The following is a 23567-nucleotide window of genomic DNA, read 5'->3' as shown; positions in this document are numbered from 1 at the left end:
TTTATCGAAAATATCATAACCCAATAGAACATGTCACAACAAAACGAAGACGAAGAAATTGAGGGAAGTACTCCTTCTCCTGCCGGCCCACGCGACGGTTCCAAGCAAAAAGACGATGCTCAAAAACCATCGAAAATTTTGAAAAAAGATGCGATTAATGAATCAGAAGATGAAAATATGACCGGGCAGAAGGGTTATAATGAAACGCCGCCCACAGTTCCGGTTAAGTCGACGAAGCAATAGGCTATTTCGTTGCCATCAATGCTTCAATAGCTGCTGCAAGATAAACCATTGGTGCATTCCAGTTGATAGCGATTTCATTGGATGCGTAGGAACAATCATCATCCGTGAACGACTCGTCGGCGAATTTGCTGGTATAAGTTGTGCATTTGTCCTGTTGCCCGGGATTTGGCCCACCCGATAGCAAGCCCGGAACAGGATCCGCGATGCCATCTGCTATGGACGGCCTGTGATGAGGGTGCATAACCCTTTTGCTTCCAAAACCCGTCAGTAAACAATAGCCTGTTGCATTTCTGCCTAGCAGATAGTCCAGATTACCCAATGCTGCCTTGGTATATTTTGGATTTTTAGTCAATTTAAAAGCATATAGCAACGCAATGCCCTGATTCGCTGCGACCGAACTGCTGCCCCAGGAATAGTCCCGGGCCGTTTTACCCATAACGGTATGATAGGGCTGTTTTTCGAGATCAACTAACAATTGATCGGAAAACTTGATCACACTTTCCTTCAGTTGACCTGACAGTTTGCTGTCCATTTTCAATTCATCGCTAAATCGGATGAGCGTGTAGTAGCCCAATGCCTGTACATCGCTCCATGTTGGCAGCGGCAACGGTTTTTCTGTGACGAAACTTATTCCATTGAGATAATCGGCCTTTTTAGTTGAAGCGTACATTTCCGCCGCTGCCCAAACCCATTCGTCTTTCGCATTTCTGTCGCCATAAGCGCCCGTTACAATGTCTGGGTCAAATTTTTTGTTCAGTTCATCCTGATTGTAATAAATGTCGGGATTCTTTTTAGCCCATTCCCAGCCTTTGACGGCAGCGGTGATACAGGAATCGGATAGTCCCGGAAACTTATTCTCAAAACCCTTCAGGATCCGTCCGGCCTGCGCGGTTACTGCTACAAAATCCAATGTGGCAGGCGTATTTTTTTGTACTACATATCTTGGATTTTTGGCAGCATCCGGCATTATCATGCCATCGAATCGAGGATTAGTGAGTTTGTGATAAACGCCTCCGTCACCTGGATCCAGCATGGTAAGCATCCAGCGAAGGTTCCAAATGGCCTCGTCCAATAAGTCGGGAACACCATTATTACTTTCAGGAATGTTGGTATTAAAATCTTCAAAAAACGAAGGATAATCCTCATATAATGAAAGCAGCGTTCCCATGGTAATCCCGGAATTCACAATGTACTTATTGTAATCACCTGCATCATACCAGCCTTTGGAAGAACTTATAACGGCATTTTCAGGCCTACCTTCTGAAACGGCCGAAGCGTGAACGAGAATTTTGTTATCCTGATGACCTTCTGCCCGGGCCCATTTTCCGGCGAATTTATCGGGTAAGGGCAAGGAGACGCGTTGATAGTAGAATCCTTTAAGCGCAGCCTCAGCTACTTCCCGATGTACTTTAGCCTTAATTTCGAAAGGCGCCGACTTTGCCAAACCGGTAACTTCAAGCACATATTTTCCGGACTTTTGAACCGTACTGAAATCCGCAATCCGGCTAATTTTTCCGGAGTGTTGGTTTGTCCTTGGCTCGCTTAATTTTCCGTTAAAAACAGTTTTGCCGGATGCCGCATCTTTGACAAGAAATGCGCTCTGCTTCTCTCCCGCAACAACTGCTATCTTCTGCCCGGCCGGATAAAATCCGACCTGATTCAGAAAGATATCCGGTGAGAAATGCTGAGCCAGCGATTTAGTGGCCAAAATCGCCAGGAACAGAATATTTGTTAAAAGAAAATTCAGTCTTAGGCAGTACCTCCTATTAATAAGCTGATGATGTTGCATGAAATGAAAAGACATCATGCTGCCGTCTTTACCTCACTCCACCTTAAAAATGCTCATTAATTCATCCATCATGGCTTCGTAATTTGCAAAACGACTTTCATCATAACAGCCCAAGGGGTCAACCAGCACATGGGCAAGACATTTATTGCAATAGCTGCATGGCTTAGTCGCCTGCTCCAAACCTCTGGCAAACATCAAGGGTAAATCGGGATTTGCCATCAATGCGCGAGCGATAGTGACGCCGTCACAAAATCCATCTTCCAGCGATTCTCTAATCACGGACGCCGTTTGAAATCCTCCCGTGCAAAGGACCGGTATACTTACTGCTTTTTTGATCGCATTGCATTCCAGCAAATTGATACCTTCCATACTTTCAGGCTGTTTCCTTACCCAAAGCCATTTGATCAGTGGCCAGAAAATCCTGTAGCGAAAGGTGAGATAATTAAAAAAAGAAAATTTTCCGCTCGGGATCATCGAAACATAGGTGTCCACCGCGCTTTCAACAGGCAAAGGTCCGACCGGATTGCGGGGATGCGGAAACTGGCTGCCTGTAGACACATGCAATGCATCCACCCCCGATTGTTCAAGCCATTTGGCTACCTGCACACCTTCTTCGAGCGTATTTCCCGAACCAAAATTCAGGATATAATCGCTATGATGATCGGCAGCATTCAATTTTACCTGAAAATGATAGTCCTGCCCCACTTCCATACGGATTGCCTTCACAACCTCCATCAGAAACCGCGCACGATTGGCTAGTCCACCCCCATACTCATCCTTCCGCTTGTTGATGGCCGAACTTAAAAATTGTGTAAAAAGGTAACCATTGGAAGCATGCAGCTCAATCCCGTCCATGCCGGATTGCCTCGCACGCCCCGCAGCTTGTGCAAATTTCAAAACCGCCTGGCCAATCTCGCTTTGCGACATCTGAATGCCGGTAATCCCGTGAAAATGTTCAAAGCCATTTATGGAGCTCAGTGGTTTTCGGTATTTGTTTTCAATGCCTTTAATGTCCTGCTGATGCCCGGACATGGATAATTGTCCAATAAATTTGCAATCAAACTCATGAACTGCGTTCACTACCTCTTTCCAAAACGGGATCTTATCGTCACGATCAATCATGGCGTAGTTGGGCAATATCCTTTGCGATGGATCAACCGGAATATGCGAACTGATGATGGCCCCTACCCCGCCCTTGGCAAACTTTCGCTCCCAATTGATCCTGGCTGGTGTTCCTGATCCATCGTAATTGTCGATCCTTCCCGAAATGCTGGATCTGAATAACCTGTTCTTGACCGTCAGGTTACGAAAATGCAAAGGCTCAAAAATAATGTCCTGCATTGGATAAAAGTTTAGACGCTACTGAAGCAAGCGGCTTTCCAAAACAATGGTCTGGGGCCAGGCCGAAGCCCAGATGGCTGAATTCGGAAGCCAATTTGCTGATGGTTGCAGCTTGCTCCAAGGTTGGATTGCCAATGGAAAAGTCTTTGTTGCAATCGGCCGTTGCCAGGATCATCGTTTCAGCGAGGCAAGCAAAGGAAATTCTCTCAGGTAACCCTAGGCGGCCAATCTGATTGGTTTTCAAATAATTGACCGAAACTAATCCCCCGTCGATGACTGTAATATCCTGCCTATCTTGTAAAGCCGACTGACTTACATTGCGGGGTTGTGTGGCATCCAGGATGGTAGCGCCATATTTCATATGAGACATTTGAAGGACGTGGTCAGAAGAACTAGTCATCATCACGACAATGTCTGCCTTGCTTATATCATTAATGTTTTGGGAAACAAGCGGCCTTATTTCATGATTCAACTGGGAAATGTCTGATGCCAGCCGAGCCAACCGCCTTTCATTTCTGGCGATCAATATCAGCTCTGCGTGATGTTTATGTTTGGCAAGAAGCAATGCGACCAATGAACCCACACTTCCGCTCGCACCAACCAAAGCTACGGAAGGCCTGGAACTGTCCGACGACCGAAGTAGCGCCGCGATTTTTTGATAAATAATAACTGATGTGTAGGCATTTCCATTGGTAATAGCCAGACCTGGTTGATTGGCTACCAGCTTTCCTCCTAATGTCAGTGGTGAAGTAAGCGCACCAAGCCCTAGCACCTTCGCTCCTTTCAAAACCGCCAGATTGATTGCCTTACGAACCAGTGGCTGCATTTTCTTTTGTTGTTCAAGAAGTTGCCGCCCCGAATAGGGGAGCATGATGATGTATCCTTCAGGTTCTGTTGCCCCGGGAGTCAGGGTCACCTCACTCCATATAAATGGATCCAATGGCCTGTTGTTTAATAAAAGCCGGTATGCCTGCTCCGGCATCCAGCCCAACGGGCGCGCCATTTCACCCAAATCTTCGCGATAGCTTCGCAAATGCACCAGAAAAGCAAATTTATGCATAATACGGAAGTTGATAGATACTGGCCGGGCTCTCGGCTTGAAGTAGTCCGATGCCTAGTCTTTTTAATTTGCATGATGGTAAATACGCGCGTTCGATCATGAGAGCTACTACATTTAGTTTGATTCCTGAGAGGGTCAAATTAGAGCATTAGCCCTTACGCTGTAAGGAAAATGAAGGAATGGTGGGTTTTAATTAACCAAAGGTTAGTTGTGCAATGTACTTATTATCAGCAAATTAAATGATTTTGACTAGCGGGAAATTAATACGAGGACATTAACACCGAAGTAACTGGGTAATAGTTGAGGAGAATTTTTAAAGTACTTACCGATAGCAGACTGCCTAACTAACCTTTTTCGGTCCGACGGAGTCGTAAACAATCACTTTTTCCCACAAATCGGAGTATTCTTTTATAAAATCGAGATGGATCGGGTGAGTTTGATAGATTTCTTCTTCAATAATATTCTTAAAAAAACACATCCAGGAAAACGTGTAATCTCTCACGATTACGGATCTGCTTGTTTCGGCAGGCTTACCAATATGTACATACTGAATGGTCGGAACATTGGCCAGCTTATGCAGGCCTTCCAGCAATTTTGCTTCATGCTGGGCATTGTTAGGCTCTTTCAAATAAATATATACATGGTGGATAAAAAGCTCTTTGGTTCTCTCCGGCTCGGTGGACAAGGGGGAAATGGAGGCTAATGTTGCCAAACCAGCATTTTGCAAGAACTTACGTCTGGATTTTTCTTTCATAGGTGGTTAGGTTCGGGAAGATTGAGTAGTTTTTATTAAGATTGCTTGCTGCTCTGAATATACGTCTTAACACATCCAAATCTGGCATCCTTAAACATTTTTTGGAAGTTAGGGCTTTTTCTCCCTTGTAGGCTACCGGGTTGCCTACACTCAAAATACAACCATAAGTTTCCTCAGCAACCACGATAGGAATGATTGATTAAGAACTTTATAAATAAACCAAAAGCGTTGACCGGATGAAAATTACAAAAAGAGATTTCATAGTTGCCTCATTGACAGTCTGCTTGATGATGACAGGCATTTTCGCCAGTTCTAAAACGGCCGTTATGGAATCATCCATTTTCGACTGGAACGATATCGAAGTCAAAACGACAAAAACTGGGGCAGTAAGAACCGTCTTTCGATCACAAACGGCTACATTGGATGAATTTGAATGTCACATCACGACATTAAACCCGGAAGAAACTTCGCACCCTCCGCATAAGCATCCGGAGGAAGAGATATTGGTTGTAAAGGAGGGAACTGTGGAAGCTTTGGTCAATGGACAAATGAAGAAAGTAGGGCCTGGTTCAGTAATCTTTCAGGCGTCCAACCAAATGCATTCAATTCGGAATGTGGGAAGCGTTGCCGCTACTTATCATGTGTTCAGCTGGCATTCGCCGGGGAGTTTGAAGAAGTGATTTTAGCTAACTCTTAGCCGGTTCAAAATATCATCAGGAATTGGACAGAGGGCCAATGTTTTGCGCATTTGCTCCATTTTCTTTTTGACAAAAGGTGAGTTTTGTGTTTTGATGGCTTCTATTTTCTTCTCTTCAGATGTCATTTCCCATTGTTTATTATCCCGCTTAAATTCTGACTATGTACCATCCCACCTTGGATATCCACCTGTAATATTACCTTCCAGATCTATATCTGCGATGAATCCTTCTATGCAATACAGGCCCCTGATTTCTTCAATATTTTGACTGATACCTATTTGATACTTGCGTGTCCTGGACGGAGAGCTTCCGGTTGCAATCGCGATAGCATCTTCATGATGGCTCAAAAATTCGAATGTTATGTAGCAAAATAGCCCCGGAATTCCGGGGCTATTTTGCTTGATAAATGATATTAAATGCTATTCCGTTTTCCCATATGCTGCAGCAAAGTCATTCAGTGCAGCATCTTTCAAATGCTCGGATGCAATGACGAGACGGTAGCGAAAAGTAGTGGATTCTCCTTTTTTCAATTTGAAATTCAGCGCTTCCTTCCCATCACTTAATGCTTTCATCCCCAATGGGTTGACTGCAAATAAGCCATAACCTCTGGCGTGCCAGTAGGCAGGATAACCGACATTTTTGGGATGATCAATCATCGCGACGCTGATATTCTCATCTTTTATTTTGCCGGTAAGGTTGCACCATATTGCCCGTTTTCCCCATACTGCCTCGCCTTCGACACCATTGCTATTGCGGTAATTTCCGGTGATCCCGTCATTTTTCATAACGGGCACTTTGGTTGCTATACCGCTGGCATCGGTAAAAATGTCCGGCTTGGTCGATGGCAGTTCCAGCTCCCTGGCTACCCTGATCGCAAACATCCCATCCTTCACGTCGGGCATGGCTACTTCATCCATCACAGCGGTCAAAGTGGTCGAGCGGTCGATGATCCGGGTATCCCCTTTTCCGCTAAAAATGTAGGTTGTTGTTTCCTTCAATGTCAGTTTACCGTCTTTATCCACCCAATCAGCCGTCACTTTCAGTTCCCCCTTATCCTTGCCGCTTGTCACCGAAGCAATGCCTGTATGGATAATAGTACCGTAAGCACGTTTTGCGTGATCAACAGCATCGGAGTTGTTCCAATAATCATTGCCATTTACATCCTCATAATTCAGCCAGATCCCTACGTGGTGCGGATGGTCCACGCGCTCGCCCGGACGCGGGTCTAAGGGCCACCCACGGGTGATGATTGTTCCCTTTGCTGTGTGCACCGGGTACAATACCGCCTTTTTAAGGATTTTTTCCCCAGGATAGAAATAAGAGGTAAATGGTTTTCCATCAATTTTTACCTCAACCTTACTTTCCTTATCATTTTTGACCAAATCAACCTTTTGTGCATTCACCAGGGCGGCTAGTGCCGTCAAAGAAAGTGTGGCGAGTAGGATGCCTGTGTTTTTAAAATTCACCTTAATCAATATTTAAATGATTATTCACTGCACCGATTAGCTCAGTACGATATCCTTTTTCTTATGATCCCAACTGACCCTTTTTCCGGTATGCAACGCTTCGGTAGCCATAATGTTTGCTACTGAATGGTTGAAACCAACCCGCGCAGGTGCATTCGATTCTTTACGGCTGCGGATACATTCCATCCAGTTACGCATATGCAGGGAAGTCATCGGATCAGCCCCGGTATTTGCATCGGTCGTGACTTTATCTCCGGTTTTCAATGCCATTTCGGGAAGCAAATTCGCCTCTAAGCCCATCGATTTGGCATCTTTCGCCTGTAACCCACCGTCAGAAGTGATCTTATTGGTATCCAGGTTGATCATCCCGCCATTGGAGTAATAATATTCTTTCACGCCACCTGCCTCGTTGTTGAAACGCGACGAATATATCACCTGGAATCCTTTGCTTTTGTCATCAACCGGACCATATTCAAATGCCGCACTGAACGTGTCTACATTAGTACGACCGTCTTTCCAGGTATAAATACCACCATTAGCGACTACATTTCTCGGAGCGTCCAATCCTGAAAACCAGTGAACGGTATCAATCTGATGCGCCATCCATTGTCCGGGGATACCTGATGAATATGGATAAAATAAGCGGAATTCAAGATAGTAACGTGGGTTCCACTCCACTTTTGGGCGGTTCATCAGGAAGCGGTCCCAGTCGGTATCTTCTTTCCTGATTTGGGAAACAAGTTCCTTGCGTCTCCATCGGCCAGGTTGGTTCACATTCCAGGTCATTTCAACGGTGGTAATGTCTCCAAACTTACCTGATTTAATATATTCATAAGCAGCCCAATAATTTGGGGCGCTTCTTCTCTGCGAGCCTACCTGTACAATTTGCTTGGAACTTTCGACTGCTTTCAGGGCAATTTTCGCGTCTTCTAATGTTTCTGCAAAAGGCTTTTCAACATATACATCCCTACCAGACTTCACAGCCTCGGCACAATGCAATGCATGCTGAAAATCGGCAGTACTGATAATCACAGCATCCACATCTTTACGCGCAAGCAATTCCTCATTATTACGTGCTTTCGCGAATTCATTGGAAGCATACGGCTTTCCTTTCATAAATGCTTCGGCTTCATCGCGACGACGGTTCCAAAGATCAGAGATTCCCATGAATTCAAAATTGAGCTCTTTAGCGTGATCAGAAAAACTGGGTGCAAGAGAACTGCGGAATCGATCCGAAAAACCGATAATCCCTACACGAACACGGTCGTTTGCGCCAAGGATTCGGCGATAACTGGCTGCGCTGAAAGCACTTGTTCCAACAGCGATCCCGGCGGATGCCAGTGCTGTATTTTTTATAAATTCTCTCCTATTGCTCATAATATTGGGTTGTATTAAGTTGATTATCCAATGACTTAATAAAATTATTTACTGTTTTTTTCCAAACGATTTTTGCTTCTCCCGAAATCATTTGATTTCACGCACTTTCAGACTTCGGAAAGACACATTATCGCCGTGGTCCTGCAATAAAAGATTGCCTTGCTGCGACAAACCAAACCCTTCAAAACCTTTGAATTTGGATTCGGCCACAAATTCCTTAAACTGAGGTGAACCCCGCACATACTCCACTACTTTGAACCCGTTCAGAAAATGCTGGATCGTCCCGTCTTTCTGAACCAAGATCCTTCCCTGGTTCCATTCACCGATTTTTTTTCCCGAATTCCTCGGCCTGTCTGCTGGAATCACATCATAGAAGGAAGCAATGGTACGGTTTCCGTTTTTTCCCATTTTGGCGTCAGGATGCTTCTCGTCATCGAGCACCTGGTATTCACAGCCAATGCCCGATTTGCCTTTGGAATTGAATTTCTGATCAACAAAATATTTCACGCCGCTATTAGCTCCTTCGGTTAACTTAAATTCAAATTCAAATTCGAATGCAGGACCGAAAAGCTTTTTGGTAACAATGTCGTTTCCAGTTTCCGAACCGTCTGATTTTGAAATTGTAATAGTACCGTCGCTGTGTGCCCAGCGTTTCGATGGGAAATCCGTTCCGCCGTAAGATCTCCACTGATCCACCGATTTTCCATCATATAAAAGCGACCAGCCCTGCGCTTTTTCGGCATTATCGAGCGCATTGGGAATCAGGTTTACAATGGCAATATTAGCTGCCGGGCTTGATTTAAGATTGGAGGTTTGGATGCGGACATTTTTCCAGCTTACCTGTGTTCCTTCTAATTCCTTAGTATTAACCGCATGCACCTGCAGGCAGATAAACCCGCTCGCCGTCATATCATCGATCACGTGCCCAACCGGGATACCATTCAAAAAGGTACGTATTGATGTTCCGATTGCTTCAATGCGATACTTATTCCACTCGTCTTTCTTAAAAGCTTTCTTTGCTGACGGGTTCAAATCCAGCGGATAAAGCCAGCCTCTTCGCGCTTCATCATATATTCCTGCAGAATAGGCACGATCGCTGGGATCAATCTCGATTTGAATTCCGTGCACACGGCCGTTCTGATAATCTGGCGTGGAGAGGCTCCTGATCTGGATACCGGAATTAAGTTTGTTATCCACTTTGACATCGCATTCCAGGATAAAATCACTATAATTTTGTTCAGTAGTCAAAAAGGAATTAGGCGTTCCCATTACAGAGGTCCCCAAAATCGCGCCATCTTTCACTTCATATTTAGCCTGGCCGTTAAGCTGCTTCCAGCCCGATAAGTCCTTTCCATTGAATAAGTCCTGCCAGCCATCATTGGACTTTTGAGCCTGAGCATGACCTATAACTGAAAACAAAAGGAAACAGCAAAGCGATAAACGGTGATTTTTCATTTTATGAATTGAGATAGTCCGCATTAAAATCTATTCAACACTATAACGAGCAATGAAGGAGATTACCCTTACAAATGCTGCTGAAATGACTTGTCAAACATTTTGACTGAGTTGCCGGATTATAAAACAAGAAAGTCCCTGAACCAGAGACTTTCCTGCTTTTCATTCAAATATTTCTTGTCTGAATAGAAGAAATCATCTTTTCTATCCGTCTTTGATCAATAACCCGGGTTTTGTGGGAATACAGATTTACCCTCCGTTGTTTTTGCACTTCTGTCAATTTGGGTCTGCGGAATCGGGCGTAATGCGTGGAATGGCTGAATGTTAGCAGCTTGCGGGTTGTATTTTTTCACGCGCTCAACCAATAGTCCCCAGCGTTTCAGGTCCAGCCAGCGGGTTTGCTCACCAGCCAGTTCACGTGCGCGTTCTTCGACAACTGCTTCGAAGGTCACACTTGCCGCAGGAAGTATCATTGCGTCTTTTTTGCCAGGCCAGCCTGCTCTCACTCGCACTAGATTCAATGCAGTTGCAGCATCCGCTGTCTTGCCCGTTTGTACCAGTGCTTCTGCAAGCATCAGATAAACATCGGCCAGGCGGAAAGCGAAGTAATCGCGGCTACCAAATTCATAAGTCAAATCGGGCCGTTTTGTATCAAAGAATTTTTGCAAAGTCGGGAACAATGCTTCTGAGTAGCGGCTTGGTACCAAAACCTGATAAGGTTTTTTAGCACGTTCAGCAGCAGTCATTTCAAAACCCGGAATAAAAATCGCCGTGTCACCCGCAGCAAACGTCACTTTCGTCTTCGAATCATCGAAAGAAGCGGCATTGTACGTACCGGGATTGTTGGACTTCCAGGTATCCCGGAATGACTTTTTGTAGCGGGAATCGTTCACGCGATCTTTAAAAATCGTGTTAAGAAGATATTCCGTTGGTCTTAGCCTCTTGAATGGACGGCCGTAAAAAACATCCCTTTTCAGGCCAGGCTGTACATCGTACTGCATCCCAAAATAAAGGTGAAGGCTGTTTCCAAGCGCATTTGTCAACGGATCGGTGGTATACTGGATCGCAAAGACAACTTCACTGTTTGTTTGGTTGTTCTCGTCGAAAACGCTGGCAAAATCGTCTAACAGCTTGTATCCGTACGATGTTGTCACATTCGTACACAATGCAGCTGCTTTTGTAAAATCATCTGCAGCTTTCGCGCTTGAATAAGCTTTTGCCAGGTACACTTTTGCAAGAAGTGTTTCAGCAGCCGGTTTCGTGGCACGTCCGTAGTCAGCAGCCTGTGCTTTTGGTTCAAGGTCAGCAATCGCTTCGTCCAGGTCCTTAATGATCGCAGTATACATTTCAGCATCCGTGGCCCTTTTTGTTTCTTTCGTCGGAATAATGGTCTCAGTCATTCTCAAATCCACGCCGCCATATTGCTGATGCAGAATGTAATACAAATGCGCCCGTACAAATTTGACTTCTGCTATGCGCAGTTTTTTAGTCGCATCCGCTACGCCAACTACATTGGGGGCGCGTTCAATCACCGCATTTGCCGTATTTATACCTTTATAAAGCTCATCCCAGGTGGTAGCAAGGTAATCGACGGTAGGGTTTAGCTGGCCATCATAAAAATGGAAACCTTTGTAACCACCATCGGCGCCTGTCGCGTAAATGTCTGTGCCGTACTCACTCATTGTGAGGCCCTGCTGGGTCCCGTAATAAAACCGTAGAGACGAATACGTAGCTTTTACTGCATCCTCAAAACCCTTGGGCGTATTAATGTAGTCATTACCGATCCCTGAAATAATTTCCTCGTCCAGGGTGTCTTTACAGGATTGCCCCGCCAGCATTAAGGCAAGAAAACCGCATGCTAGTATCTTTTTATTTATTTTTCCAATCTTCATTTTCATCAATGTTTAAAAGCTTTTTGAACAGGCTCCTTTAAAATTTAACATTCAAACCAACTGTGATAACCATTGTAGCGGGAGTAACACCCGTACCACCGGCAGCTAGCCCGGTTGACTCCGGATCCACACCATTATATTTGGTACGGTATTCAGACCAAATGAATGGCTGTTGGATGCTTGAATACAATCTTAAAGATTCCATACCCATTTTCTTGGCCATTGTTGGCGTGAAAGTGTATCCAAAGTTTATGTTGCGAAGCTTTACGAATGTTCCGTCGAAATAGGTGAGCGTGCTGCCGAAAACCGGGAATTCCTGGTTACTTTTTGGTCTTGGGAATTCGTTGGTCGGATTGTTCGGTGTCCAGTAATCCACTTTGATCTGCTGATAGCGACCCGCCAGCGCATTGTTATCATTGTGGAAGGTACTACGGATTAGGTTTCCAACACGCGTGAAGAAGAAGAAGGAAAGGTCAAATCCTTTGAAGGTCAAACGGTTGGTGATACCTCCGCTGAAATCAGGAACGTCCGAACCAATGATCTCCCGGTCATCTGCATTGATCTTGCCATCACCATTGATATCCTTGATCTTGATCTGACCCACTTCTGTTGCAAAGGACTTTGCAGCATCTGCTTCATTAGTTTGCCAAATACCAATTTTACGATAGTTATAAACGGTGCTCAAAGGACGTCCGATAAACCAACCATTTCCGACATCGTCCACTTTACCATTATAAAGAGAAAGGATTGCCTCTGTATTCTTTGTGAATTGGAAGTCGGTGGTCCATTTGAAGCTGGATGCCGAACTGATGTTGATGGTAGTGAAACCAAGTTCGATACCGCGGTTACGCGTTTCGCCGACGTTACGGGTCACTGCGCTGAAACCCGTTGAACCAGGAAGCTGATCGGAAAGTAACAGGTCGTTGGTGTGGGTTTCGTAGAATTCAAGAGAACCCTGGATCTTGCCGCTCAGGAAGCTGAAATCAAGACCAATGTTGGATGTTGACGAAGATTCCCATCTTAAATCAGGGTTTCCAATCGTATTAGGTCTGTAACCATAAGCGGGCGTTGCTCCCCAGGCGTATGCTGTTCTTCCCAATAATCCCTGGGTCTGATATGGAGATACCCCCTGATTACCCACTTTACCCCATCCAACCCGCACTTTCAAAAGATCGAGCCAGGTTACTGTTTTCATAAATGGCTCATTGCTCAGGTTCCATCCAACTGCTATCCCTGGGAAGTTACCATACTTGCTGTTCTCTCCGAATCGGCTTGAACCGTCACGACGGATCGTTAATGTCAGAAGGTATTTGTCATTGAAATCGTAGTTGATACGTCCCATGTAAGAGTTGATCGTCCATTGCGTCAATGCACTTCCTACACCCAGGATAGAGGTTGCAGCGCCCAAATTGTGAAATGACTGTGTTTCAGCCGGAACACCCTGTACGTTTGTAGAATAACCCTCAAAATGGTCTCTTTGTATCGAGTGAAGCAATGTCACATTCAGGTTATGCTTTCCGCCGAATGTCTTATTGTAGTTAAGAATGTTTTCAAGCGTATAATTGAAACCAAAACCATTTACGGAGGCAGCTTGCGCATCACCGCCTTTTCTGGCGTTTGTTTTAGCCCCGATAAACCGGCCACCTCTTGCAATCGTAAGGTCAGGTCCGAAATTGACGCGGTATTTCAAGCCTTCAAGGATTTTGAACTCCGTGAAAAGGCTATTGAAAATGCGGTAACGCTTGATCTGATCAATCTGGGCACCTGGTACAATTTCCGCCAATGGGTTGGTCAGCAATGCATCATTGGTTGGAGAAAATATTAGGACCCCGTTATCATCATACGGTCTGCCAAGCGGGTTCTGGTTGATTGTCATCCCATAAGTATTTAAGCTTTCACCATTCTTAATGCTATGCATTGAATAAGACGAAAGGCCTACTTTCAACCAGTTATTAACATTGTGGTCAATGTTAGCACGAAGGGACATACGTGTAAAATCAAGCCCTTCAACGATCCCTTCATCCCTAAAATAGCCTCCGGAAACGTAGAATTGCGTCTTTTCATTTCCGCCCTGCACACCAACTGAGTGGTTTGTCATGATACCATTTTTCAGGATCAGGTCCTGCCAGTCGGTGTTTGTGCCAGCCGCCAATCCTTTTGCAACATTCGGATCACCTCCCAATACAGCCACTTTCGCATCCGCGGCTGCATCCACAGTTCCGGTTGGAACCGCATTGCCATTTGCATCTTTATAACCGCCGGTTGCACGGTACGATTCGCGAACGAATTCCGCAAACTCGGAACCGTTGAACAATTCTATTTTATCCAAAGCTTTGGACACACCAACATAAGCGTCATAGCTCACAGTGGTTTTCCCTTTAACTGCGCCTCTTTTTGTACTTACTATAATTACACCATTCGCACCTCTCGCACCATAAATCGCTGTTGCAGTTGCATCTTTCAAAACTTCCATTGACTGAATGTCATTGGGGTTCATATCCTCATATCCGGCCGACAACGGAATTCCATCGACTACATATAAAGGATCATTTCCAGCATTGAAAGACCGACGACCACGAATAAGGATTCTCGGCACGCTACCAGGTTTTGAACCCGCCTGGGTAACATCAACCCCTGCGGCACGGCCTTGCAAAGCCTGGCCCAGGTTGGTAATTGGCATTTCATTAATTTCCTTGGATCCTACGGAAGAGATAGCCCCTGTGGTCTGGCTCTTCTTCTGAGTACCATACCCAACTACCACAACCTCGCCCAAAGTTTTGAGATCGCCTGTGAGAACGATATCTATAACGCTTTTTGATCCGACAGCGACTTCCTGAGTAATAAATCCTACGGCCGAAAAAACCAGGATTCCATTTTCCTCAGGGACATCTATTTTAAATTTCCCATCTACATCTGTGTTGGTACCGCTTCTACTTCCCTTCAGAACCACAGAAACACCCGGCACAGGCGTGTTGTCCTCTAACGCTGTAATCTTTCCGGTAACACTTCTGTCAATGTAAACCGATGAAGACAGCCCGGGTCTGACCATCGAGTAAGCTGGTGCTGCCAGGCTTGCGCAAATCGCACCGACCATGGTCCAGCGCATAAAGCGGTGACCAATAGTTGTAAAGTTTTTTTTCATACGCGTGAATTGATTACCATTAAAGAGTTACGGATTATTATTGCTTGACGCCTATTCAACTGCTTACCCCTACAAATATTAATATATCTTCTACATATATTAAAATAGTTCTGCTGATTACTTATCGTAGCGTGGAGAGATTTGTACGGTTGAGATTAAAGAGATATGTAAAAAACAGCTTATGGTATAATTCCAATAAGCATATTATTTGTACATATAGTGCAATTTGAAATTCAGCATGAGAATAGAGATTTGCGCAGACTCTGGAAAACAAACAGGTAAGTTTATTTATGCAATCGATGTCGGGAACGTTGCCACCATATGCAAGAATGAATATTTAATTACAAAATATTCATAGAAATAGATACAAATTTGCCTTTTTTGGAAATGTTGATTGGACACTTATTGTACTATACTAAGATTAGAATGTAAAATAAACCGCCGACCAAACGAGGTCGAAGATAAATTTGGAAATAAGAAATCCGGGTAGAAAGGAAATATTGAAAGCAATATCAGAGATTGCCGAAGATGAAGTAAAACATAAAAAATAGAAAGGTAACAGACATCACAATGAGGATTATACCTCTGATCACAATGTTGTTTCCCCAGAATCCGGCGGGCGAATTCTTGGATTCCCTGTCTCCCATAATGTCCAAGGAACTGCGGATCCTTCCCCACAAAGAATTTACATCCTGATTCGAAAGCGTTTCAAGTTTCCAGTCCGAGGCCGAAAGCACGAGTTCCCGTGCCCGGTCTACCGTTTCTTTTCTGGAAGGATATTTAAGGATCCAGTTTTCCCAAAAGGAGCGTATTGGAGGGTCATCTGGGAAGCGCACCCATCTAATGAAGAGGTTTTCCATCGCCAACTCCTCTGCCGATAACTCTGAAAACGGTTTCATTTTATAGCACGTTAATATTTATTGCTTTACATCAATTACACCGGAATTTTTCAATCCGTTTGTTAACTCTTTGTTAAGCATTTCACTCAAAAAAGTAGGCGTCCAGTTGATTATACTCACGCAACACACCTTCTGATTTAAGCCTGCCGCAACTTCCTAAGAACCATCCTGTGACAATTTGATAAATCTTTCACACCCGAGCATATGTAGCAGCGAGTGAAATTGTCTTCTCCAAAAAACGCACTAATTTTTTATCCCTATGAAGCATTTATTTATTCTCAATCTCATCACACTGTACCTTTCATTGGCTGTTACAGCCCAAAATAAGGTCCTTTGGAACGGAGAGCTTCCTAATCCAACATCTTGTAACACGGCTTATGGCTCGGTTATTTTCGGCGCCGACGCGCACAGCGGAAATTTTTATTTTCGGGCTGAGCCGGATAATGCACATTCTCCCAGGATTGGTTTCAATTGTAGCGGCATGTGGCGATCCGACATTTCTGGGTTCGATCAGCTGCGTTTTTTTATTAAAAGCAATACAGCAGGTCAGATGACTTCCGTCAGATTCACTACTTATTATGCTAAAAGTCAATGGATTAATTTGTCAGCTTACATACTTGGAGGAGGGCAAATCGGTACTTCGTACAAAGAGGTCAGGATACCGCTGCAACTGTTTAAATCCGCCGGTTACGACCTTAGCTCTGTCGAGTATCTGGAATTCGGGACGTCGCTGGTCTCTCAAATACAATTTTTTCTCGATGACATTGGAGTGGTGGATCTTAAACCGCCTTTGATAAAAATGCAGCCTGTTTCAAATGGGGTGCTAAAATTGCTGGTTAGCGAAAGGTTTGATACGACGGATTGTCATAATGTCCTGAATTATACCCTCCAAAGTGCCGACGATCCAAATTACCAGGCGGTTCTTCATCCAGTAAAAATCGGAAGGCACCATTATGTAACGGGACTAACTGCTGGCTCCGGAAGCCCAAAAATAAGCTCCGAGCTCTTTTTGATTTTCGATAAACCCCTGAAAAACAACGATACTTATCATCTCACCACCAATGCACTATCTGATCTTTCGCAAAATTTCGCTACCGTGGATACGACATTCCACTTTTCCGACTTGGAGCTTTACGGAAATATTAAGGCCAATCATGTCGGTTATCTTCCAAAAAGCCCGAAACTTGGAAAGCTCGGCAATTTTTTAGGTGATGCCTGGTTTTTGCCGGTCAATAAATCGACACCTCCAACCTTTTCAGTAATCAATAATGCAGAGCAAGTCGTTTTTACTGGAAAAGCAACATTCCTGAAAAGTGATTCTTCATTCAGTGGAGAAAATGTCTTTGAGCTCGATTTTTCCGCATTGGAATCTCCTGGTCAGTACTATATATATGTACCAGGATTTGGCCGATCAGAGAGGTTCACGATTGGCGATGATGTATTTGATGCCGTCTATCTTCAAACCACAAGGGCGCTTTATTATCAAAGAGCAGGAAAACTGGAATCAGCACGTGCTGGAAAGTGGGCCAGAGAAGGTTTGCCTGCGGTGACAGCTGAAATTCATTCTTCCCATACCAATTCGCCACTTTTTAACAATAAGGACCATCCGCCCGGAAAGAAGATCCCAATGTCTCAAGGCTGGCTGGACGCAGGAGATTACGGGCGATATGTCCCCACAGCAGCCAGCGCATTATTCATCCTGTTCACGGCTTATGAATTATATCCTCAGAAATTTCCTGACAATCACCTGAACATTCCGGAAAGTGGCAATAACATTCCTGATATTCTGGATGAGATTAAATATGAAACCGATTGGCTGAAACAAATGCAGGCTCCCGATGGCGGCGTATATTTCAGGGTGACTCCTGCTACTTGGTCCAGCGGACTGCCGGGAGAGGAGAACAATACCTTATTTGTTTCTGAAAAAACCACGCAATCCACCGCGCTTTTTGCCGCTGCGATGGCTATGGCATATCGTAACCTTAAGAAGCATTTTCCGACATACGCTGATGACTGTCTTCTGCGGGCCAAAAATGCGTGGATCTTTTTGAGGGCACACCCATCAGCTTCCGCGCCTGTAATTGTTCCCGGCATATCAGCAGGCCCATATCCCGATCCTGAAGACCGCGATAACCGCGCCTGGGCAGCCGCAGAACTTTATAAGAGCACCGGAGAATCTGCCTATAAAACTGATTTCTCAAACTGGTATGGACAAATTCCGCATGAATTTCATGCGACCATGAGCTGGCAGCAACATACCGTAAAGGCGGCCTGGGCATATGCAACCACTAACTTTCCAACCGATCCTGCCATCGGGAATGAATTTAGATATAAGTTAACTACCGATGTCCTGGTCAATTATAATACCAGGACCATGGTTACCCACGCTTACCACGGTGCTTACCACCAGTTTAAAGGTTTTGTCGGTTACGGAACATTCGCGATGGCCCAGAGCTACGCGTTCGATTACATTATGTTCAGCTACGTGCTCAACCAGCCCAATCTGCTGGATTATGCCAAAATGCAGCTCGACATCCCACTTGGGAATAATCCGCTTTCGAGAAGTTTTATCACAGGCATCGGCAAAAATTCGCCGAAGTTTCCGTTGCACTGGTCGACGGTGCCCGGCAAATTTGACGAACCGGTTCCCGGCGTTCCCGTATTTGGCCCGGCTGCCTCGCTGGTCATGAACCGCCCGTCGTCTTACGCTATTCAGGATTTAGCCAATCGTTATCCTTCCGGTTTCAAAAAAGAAGATCCGTACCCCGTCCTGAGACGAAATACCGACGCGCGGGAAGCTGTGGAAATGTCCGAAATTACCGTTCAGGAAATGGCTGTCACCGCGGCTGCTTTCGCTTTTTTTAGTTCTGTCAATAATCCGGCGTTGCCAGTGAAATTGGTGCGATTTGAGGCGAAAGCAGATCAATGTAAAATCAGATTATCCTGGGTTACAACAGAAGAGATCAATGCAGATTATTTCTCGGTGGAAAAAAGCAATGATGGAAAAACATTTTCAGAAATAGGAACGCTTCCAGCGATTGGCGATACGAAGGTTACACAGGAATATGTTTTCAGCGATCCTCAGCCAGATTTCAAAAATTATTACCGTTTGAAACAGGTCGACCGCGACGGGAAATCTGAATTTTCTCGAATTGTATTTGCTGCTGATCCATGCAATGGATTCAAAGTGGACATTCAAATGCCGGGAAGGAATTTTTACGAGTTGAAGACAGCATTCGAGAAGAATGCGGACGGCTCCTCCTTCACCGCTGTCCTCTACAATATTCAGGGCGTGCGGAAAAAGGAATTTTCAGTAAAAACGGCTGGCGTGACATTATTGGACGGCTCGGGACTGACTCCCGGCATTTATATCCTCAAAATCAGTAACAGCAATAAACAGCAAGTGTATACCGACAAGTTGATATTTTATTAGAAACCGTTCATCCCTTTAACCAAACTTCCTCATGAAAAAGTATAGCGAGACCGCAGGGTGTGTGCAAAATTGGATTACATTTACAGCAACACACTATACTCAAATAAACATTGCAAGACTTCTCCACATTCCCCGAGGAAGAGCTCCTTGTGTTACTGAAAAACGGTAACCGATGCGCATTCAAGCAACTTTACGTTGCCTATTATCACAAAATATTCGTCTACGCACTGAAATTCACCAAATCATCTGATCTGGCAGAGGATATCGCACAGGACGTTTTTATTAAGATTTGGGAAAACAGGCAAAGTCTGACCGAAGTCAAATTTTTCAGAGGATATCTTTTTACGATCTGCAAAAACTTGACCCTAAATATCCTTGCAAGGGCTACAACAGAGGCCAGGATCAAAGATAGCTTGCATCCTGGCTACACCGCATTCCATTCGGATACCGAAAACAAAACACTAAGCGACGAATACGAACGGCTATTGGAGAGAGCAATAGATGGCCTGCCGCCACAACGCAAACTCATATTTCAGCTTTGCAAAATAGAGCACCTTCGATATGAAGAGGTAGCTTGCCGGCTTGGAATATCTACCGGAACAGTTAACGATCACATCGTCAAAGCAACCCGGGCGATTCGCAAATATTTGTTGAAAAAAACTCCCTGCTGATATTTAATGCAGCACCTCAAATTTTCATCGAACTAATTCATTTGCAATGTATTATTATTTTTTTGGCAATCTTTATTCTACTGTTCCAAACCGTTAGTTAATCCAATTTACCGATTATTCATTGGTTGTTAAAATGTCATGCGCTTCCTCTCAGATTTGGATTTAATACAATAAACCAGATGAAGATCTTCGCACATTTTAAACAACTTCATTATGAAAGTATGGTACACACGGTTTACTAAAAGGATTTTACTATTAATATTCTTTTGGATTGGAAATTGGATTCATTATTCTGCTTTCGGACAATCCTTTTATCCGCAGCAACAATATCAGCCTGGGCAGCCAGCATCGGTAACAACTTTTGGGACACTCTACAATCCGGTCCCGATACTCATACATAGCGCTGCAACTTACTATCACGGCCCCCAAGACGTATGGGCAACGGCTTATCTTCCTTTTGAGTCTGAGTACGACGCGAGTAAAACCGCCATTCCTTTTAGTCAGGACTACACGACTGCAATTGCATTGACATCCGCAAAGAACGACGCCCTAGGTTTGTATGCGCCGATCGAAGTCATCGCCTTAGCCAAAAGTCCGAATACTAATTTAATGAACAGATATCCTTTCGCATCTGTCGTACCAAACAATGTAAATCAGGCTACGTACACCGGACCTTTTAACACGTTGAAAGATCTTAATCAAAATGACCCCAGCTTTAACAATCCGTTGGCCAGCGAATATGCGATCAGTGTACTGGAAGCAGCGCAAAAATATACAAAATTTACCCATGATTTTTTCGGCCATAATGGCATTGACAAGCAGGGCGATATAGTGATTTTAGCCAATGTCAACAATTCTCCTGACGCGCTAACTGGTTTTGATACCGAAGAGAAAGCGTTTTATTTTAGTGTTTCGGCATTGCCGGGTTATCCTCATGTTGAGAGATCGACTATTGGCCACGAACTGACACATGCGCTTTTAAATTTCGGTAATCTTGGCAATTTAGACTATCTGGAAGGCACAGAGATTGCCTCATTAAATGAATCCTTTGCAGATATCATCGGTCTGTCGTTCGAAAATTGGGTAGATCCAAATAAGAAGTTTGTCAATCCAAATTGGATCATAGCAAATCTGTCCGGGCCATTTCCTGTTAATAAGGCTTATCGTCCTTTTGATAATCCCAAATTCAGAAATTCTCCGAATACATATAAGGGGACTTACTGGAAACTGTCGAGTGAACCGGGTTATAGACCTCATAACAATGGAATGGTGATGAGTCATTGGTTTTACTTATTGAATGTAGCCAAATCAGGGTATATTGATGACGACCCCGCCAGAGGTTCATATATCACTGCACCATTAATTCCAGGAGACAAAACAGCTACTTACACCTTGGCCTTGAAGATAATTTTCAAGGCCATGACTGAAAAGTTGGCATATCTTGATGGTTTTCCGGAAATGCGAATAAAAACCCTTGAGGCTGCAGTGGAACTGGGCAACCCGGTAGGCTAAGAAGTTTATAACCGGATCATGACAGCCTGGTATGCCGTTGGTGTTGGACCCAAACCCTATTCCAGCAACCCCGATTGCGCTGTCATGAAACTGGCAGAAAGCAAGTTTAATGGTCAGGTATATCTCAAAGCGAGCGAAGTAACGCTTACACCAGATCCGCTGAGTGCAAAAGCTTCCCTGCTTGCGGATTGTTCAGCGCCTAACGGTACACAGACAGCAGATTATAATCCTAAGTATCCGGAATTTCCAACCGTATTTATCAACCTCAGTCCCGCTCAAAGCCAGATATACGGGCCGGATAATGATACTGAAAAGTCTAAAAGTGCGGTGAGTGTACATAAATTTAGCATCCTTGCCAGAGATTGGTACAAGAGCCGGCTGGGGTATGATATTGCTGATGGTCAGGTATCGATGCAGGTGGTAAATGTTTTGGGAAATCCTCAATACAACATCCCGACTTTCAAAGAAGCCTTAGGTTCGGCAACGTTTTATTATCCATATAAGCCTCAATCAGCACGTCGCGACCAGATCAGCCTAAATTATTTCAACGGCGTTGACCATTTCGTAAAAGCTGGCCAAACACAATCCCACACCGTCGAATGGGAAACCATCCTCACAGGCATCTCAGAGATCTTTTCAATGGAGATCAAAAAGGATTATGAACAGGAAAACCAAAACCCGAATGCCGGTAATATCTGGACGTTGAACGAAGATATGTCCGACCCGACCTGGACCATTGACTTTGCCCACCCCAAACTGTATGGAAGGCCAGCTGTTTACCAGGGCGTAAACTGGAAGCTGGGCGGCATCAATTCCGGGATCATTAACTTATGGTATTATTTGCTGGTCCATGGCACCAAAGACATTAATGGTGTAAATACACCAGATGATGGCTATCAGAACGATGAGCCTGGGAGTAAAACGTATCATGTGATCAAAGTGGACAAAGACCTGGTTTTGAAAATGGTCTGGGAAGCTTATAAATCCCTGCCTGTCAACTCCTCCCTGGAAGAATTCCGCCTGGCGACGCACTCTGCACTTAAAATCGCCCTGGGCAGTAACTTTGACCCCAAAGGAAAGGAAAACATCGCCCTGAACGACGCCTGGGCAGCCGTACTGGGGTTGCCCGATTATGCATCCACTCTAAAACACTTCCCTGCCGACGGGGAAACGGTTTACCCGTGGGCTGCCAAAGTGGGCGTGGAAGTTGAATACCCCAAATTTGAGAGTGAAAGGCTTTTTGAGGTTAGCAAAAGCGCTACATTCCAATCCAGTGAAGCGCCCGTTTACAGGTTTCTCAATAATGTTGCACCGGAGCTCGCCACCGGGATGACCTATGGCCTGGTCAACCTGGAACCAGGGCAAACCTACTACGTCCGCTCCCGCCTGAGCCTGAGTGGCAACCTGCATGACGGGTGCAGCGTAACCCCGGACCCGGACTTGTGCATGTCCCTGAACGAGAAATTAAAGTGGACCCTTACCTATGAATTCAAAACCGAGGAAATACCGGCTGTGACTGGCCTTAACCCAAAAACCGGGCAGGAAATACCGGCATGGTCAAGCCCTATGAGCTGGACAAGCCTGAAAGGGGCAGGAGGTTACAACCTCTATGTAATTGATAATGACGGGACGGTGCCCGATCAGGACATCCCGCACGAAGCTGCTTATAATGAAGATGAAGGACCGGCACCGGTAAGTACACAACTCGCCCTTTCCAGGACCAAAAAGTATAGCTGGACCGTGGCAGCACACCATAAACTGGGTTCTGAATGGGCCTGCCATGTCTCACCAACAGGGGCGACAACGCCATTTACCCAGCAGGAAAAAGATGCCAT

The 23567-nt window shown here is 44.8% G+C and carries 17 protein-coding genes; 6 read left to right on the top strand and 11 right to left on the bottom strand.

The features are described from left to right. Positions 1-30 precede the first annotated feature (30 nt). On the top strand, positions 31-243 hold the full coding sequence (locus FHS68_RS13550; protein WP_167270990.1) for a hypothetical protein: 213 nt from the start codon (positions 31-33) through the stop codon (positions 241-243). A 1-nt stretch (position 244) separates the two neighbouring features. Here FHS68_RS13550 and FHS68_RS13545 read toward each other — a convergent pair whose 3' ends face one another. The 4 genes from FHS68_RS13545 to FHS68_RS13530 form a co-directional block, all read right to left on the bottom strand. Next, entirely contained in the window at positions 245-2032 is a 1788-nt protein-coding gene (locus FHS68_RS13545) for a glycoside hydrolase family 9 protein (protein WP_167273226.1), read from the bottom strand. 33 nt (positions 2033-2065) lie between these two features. Beyond that, entirely contained in the window at positions 2066-3373 is a 1308-nt protein-coding gene (locus FHS68_RS13540) for an NADH:flavin oxidoreductase (protein ID WP_167270988.1), read from the bottom strand. Continuing rightward, entirely contained in the window at positions 3354-4433 is a 1080-nt protein-coding gene (locus FHS68_RS13535; RefSeq protein WP_167270986.1) for a saccharopine dehydrogenase NADP-binding domain-containing protein, read from the bottom strand. Before FHS68_RS13535 ends, FHS68_RS13540 begins: the two co-directional genes overlap by 20 nt. Positions 4434-4773: 340 nt before the next feature. Next, entirely contained in the window at positions 4774-5187 is a 414-nt protein-coding gene (locus tag FHS68_RS13530) for a Dabb family protein (RefSeq protein ID WP_167270984.1), read from the bottom strand. A 236-nt stretch (positions 5188-5423) separates the two neighbouring features. Here FHS68_RS13530 and FHS68_RS13525 point away from each other — a divergent pair, with 236 nt between their 5' ends. Next, complete coding sequence (locus FHS68_RS13525; RefSeq protein ID WP_167270983.1) at positions 5424-5867, top strand: cupin domain-containing protein; 444 nt, start codon at positions 5424-5426, stop codon at positions 5865-5867. A gap of 176 nt (positions 5868-6043) precedes the next feature. On the opposite strand, the gene FHS68_RS13520 is transcribed toward FHS68_RS13525, so the two are convergent. The 7 genes from FHS68_RS13520 to FHS68_RS13490 all read right to left on the bottom strand — a co-directional run bounded on the left by FHS68_RS13520 (position 6044) and on the right by FHS68_RS13490 (position 16116). Next, a complete protein-coding gene (locus FHS68_RS13520) occupies positions 6044-6247 on the bottom strand; it encodes a DUF6934 family protein (RefSeq protein WP_374757522.1) in 204 nt (67 codons plus the stop codon). A 57-nt stretch (positions 6248-6304) separates the two neighbouring features. Beyond that, a complete protein-coding gene (locus FHS68_RS13515) occupies positions 6305-7351 on the bottom strand; it encodes a DUF6807 domain-containing protein (protein WP_374757513.1) in 1047 nt (348 codons plus the stop codon). 36 nt (positions 7352-7387) lie between these two features. Beyond that, positions 7388-8728, bottom strand: coding sequence for a Gfo/Idh/MocA family protein (locus FHS68_RS13510; protein ID WP_167270981.1), 1341 nt, complete (start codon positions 8726-8728; stop codon positions 7388-7390). A gap of 87 nt (positions 8729-8815) precedes the next feature. Then, positions 8816-10183, bottom strand: a complete 1368-nt coding sequence (locus tag FHS68_RS13505; RefSeq protein WP_167270980.1) for a 3-keto-disaccharide hydrolase — start codon at positions 10181-10183, stop codon at positions 8816-8818. A gap of 218 nt (positions 10184-10401) precedes the next feature. Continuing rightward, entirely contained in the window at positions 10402-12075 is a 1674-nt protein-coding gene (locus tag FHS68_RS13500) for a RagB/SusD family nutrient uptake outer membrane protein (protein ID WP_167270979.1), read from the bottom strand. Positions 12076-12112: 37 nt separating this feature from the next. Continuing rightward, a complete protein-coding gene (locus FHS68_RS13495; RefSeq protein ID WP_167273220.1) occupies positions 12113-15124 on the bottom strand; it encodes a SusC/RagA family TonB-linked outer membrane protein in 3012 nt (1003 codons plus the stop codon). Positions 15125-15729: 605 nt separating this feature from the next. After that, a complete protein-coding gene (locus FHS68_RS13490; protein WP_167270978.1) occupies positions 15730-16116 on the bottom strand; it encodes a hypothetical protein in 387 nt (128 codons plus the stop codon). Positions 16117-16375: 259 nt separating this feature from the next. Here FHS68_RS13490 and FHS68_RS13485 point away from each other — a divergent pair, with 259 nt between their 5' ends. The 4 genes from FHS68_RS13485 to FHS68_RS13470 all read left to right on the top strand — a co-directional run. Next, positions 16376-19549 (top strand): glycoside hydrolase family 9 protein, encoded by a 3174-nt coding sequence (locus tag FHS68_RS13485; RefSeq protein WP_167270976.1) that lies wholly within the window; start codon positions 16376-16378, stop codon positions 19547-19549. 110 nt (positions 19550-19659) lie between these two features. Beyond that, a complete protein-coding gene (locus tag FHS68_RS13480) occupies positions 19660-20220 on the top strand; it encodes an RNA polymerase sigma-70 factor (RefSeq protein ID WP_167270974.1) in 561 nt (186 codons plus the stop codon). A 213-nt stretch (positions 20221-20433) separates the two neighbouring features. Then, on the top strand, positions 20434-21732 hold the full coding sequence (locus tag FHS68_RS13475; protein WP_167270972.1) for a M4 family metallopeptidase: 1299 nt from the start codon (positions 20434-20436) through the stop codon (positions 21730-21732). An 18-nt stretch (positions 21733-21750) separates the two neighbouring features. Continuing rightward, a partial coding sequence (locus FHS68_RS13470) for a gluzincin family metallopeptidase (RefSeq protein WP_208408315.1) occupies positions 21751-23567 on the top strand: 1817 nt, incomplete at its 3' end.

Origin of the sequence: Dyadobacter arcticus (assembly GCF_011762185.1) — a bacterium.
GTDB lineage: Bacteria > Bacteroidota > Bacteroidia > Cytophagales > Spirosomataceae > Dyadobacter > Dyadobacter arcticus.
Note: the sequence above shows the minus strand (reverse complement) of the source record. Positions and strands in the feature narration are given on the sequence as shown.

Bases quoted from the DNA above. Each gene is read 5' to 3' on its own strand.
- FHS68_RS13530 (WP_167270984.1), bottom strand. From the start codon at position 5,187: ATGAAAGAAAAATCCAGACGTAAGTTCTTGCAAAATGCTGGTTTGGCA.
- FHS68_RS13545 (WP_167273226.1), bottom strand. From the start codon at position 2,032: ATGCAACATCATCAGCTTATTAATAGGAGGTACTGCCTAAGACTGAAT.
- FHS68_RS13495 (WP_167273220.1), bottom strand. From the start codon at position 15,124: ATGGTCAGACCCGGGCTGTCTTCATCGGTTTACATTGACAGAAGTGTT.
- FHS68_RS13525 (WP_167270983.1), top strand. From the start codon at position 5,424: ATGAAAATTACAAAAAGAGATTTCATAGTTGCCTCATTGACAGTCTGC.
- FHS68_RS13505 (WP_167270980.1), bottom strand. From the start codon at position 10,183: ATGAAAAATCACCGTTTATCGCTTTGCTGTTTCCTTTTGTTTTCAGTT.
- FHS68_RS13540 (WP_167270988.1), bottom strand. From the start codon at position 3,373: ATGCAGGACATTATTTTTGAGCCTTTGCATTTTCGTAACCTGACGGTC.
- FHS68_RS13550 (WP_167270990.1), top strand. From the start codon at position 31: ATGTCACAACAAAACGAAGACGAAGAAATTGAGGGAAGTACTCCTTCT.
- FHS68_RS13510 (WP_167270981.1), bottom strand. From the start codon at position 8,728: ATGAGCAATAGGAGAGAATTTATAAAAAATACAGCACTGGCATCCGCC.
- FHS68_RS13535 (WP_167270986.1), bottom strand. From the start codon at position 4,433: ATGCATAAATTTGCTTTTCTGGTGCATTTGCGAAGCTATCGCGAAGAT.
- FHS68_RS13490 (WP_167270978.1), bottom strand. From the start codon at position 16,116: ATGAAACCGTTTTCAGAGTTATCGGCAGAGGAGTTGGCGATGGAAAAC.
- FHS68_RS13485 (WP_167270976.1), top strand. From the start codon at position 16,376: ATGAAGCATTTATTTATTCTCAATCTCATCACACTGTACCTTTCATTG.
- FHS68_RS13500 (WP_167270979.1), bottom strand. From the start codon at position 12,075: ATGAAGATTGGAAAAATAAATAAAAAGATACTAGCATGCGGTTTTCTT.
- FHS68_RS13475 (WP_167270972.1), top strand. From the start codon at position 20,434: ATGAAAGTATGGTACACACGGTTTACTAAAAGGATTTTACTATTAATA.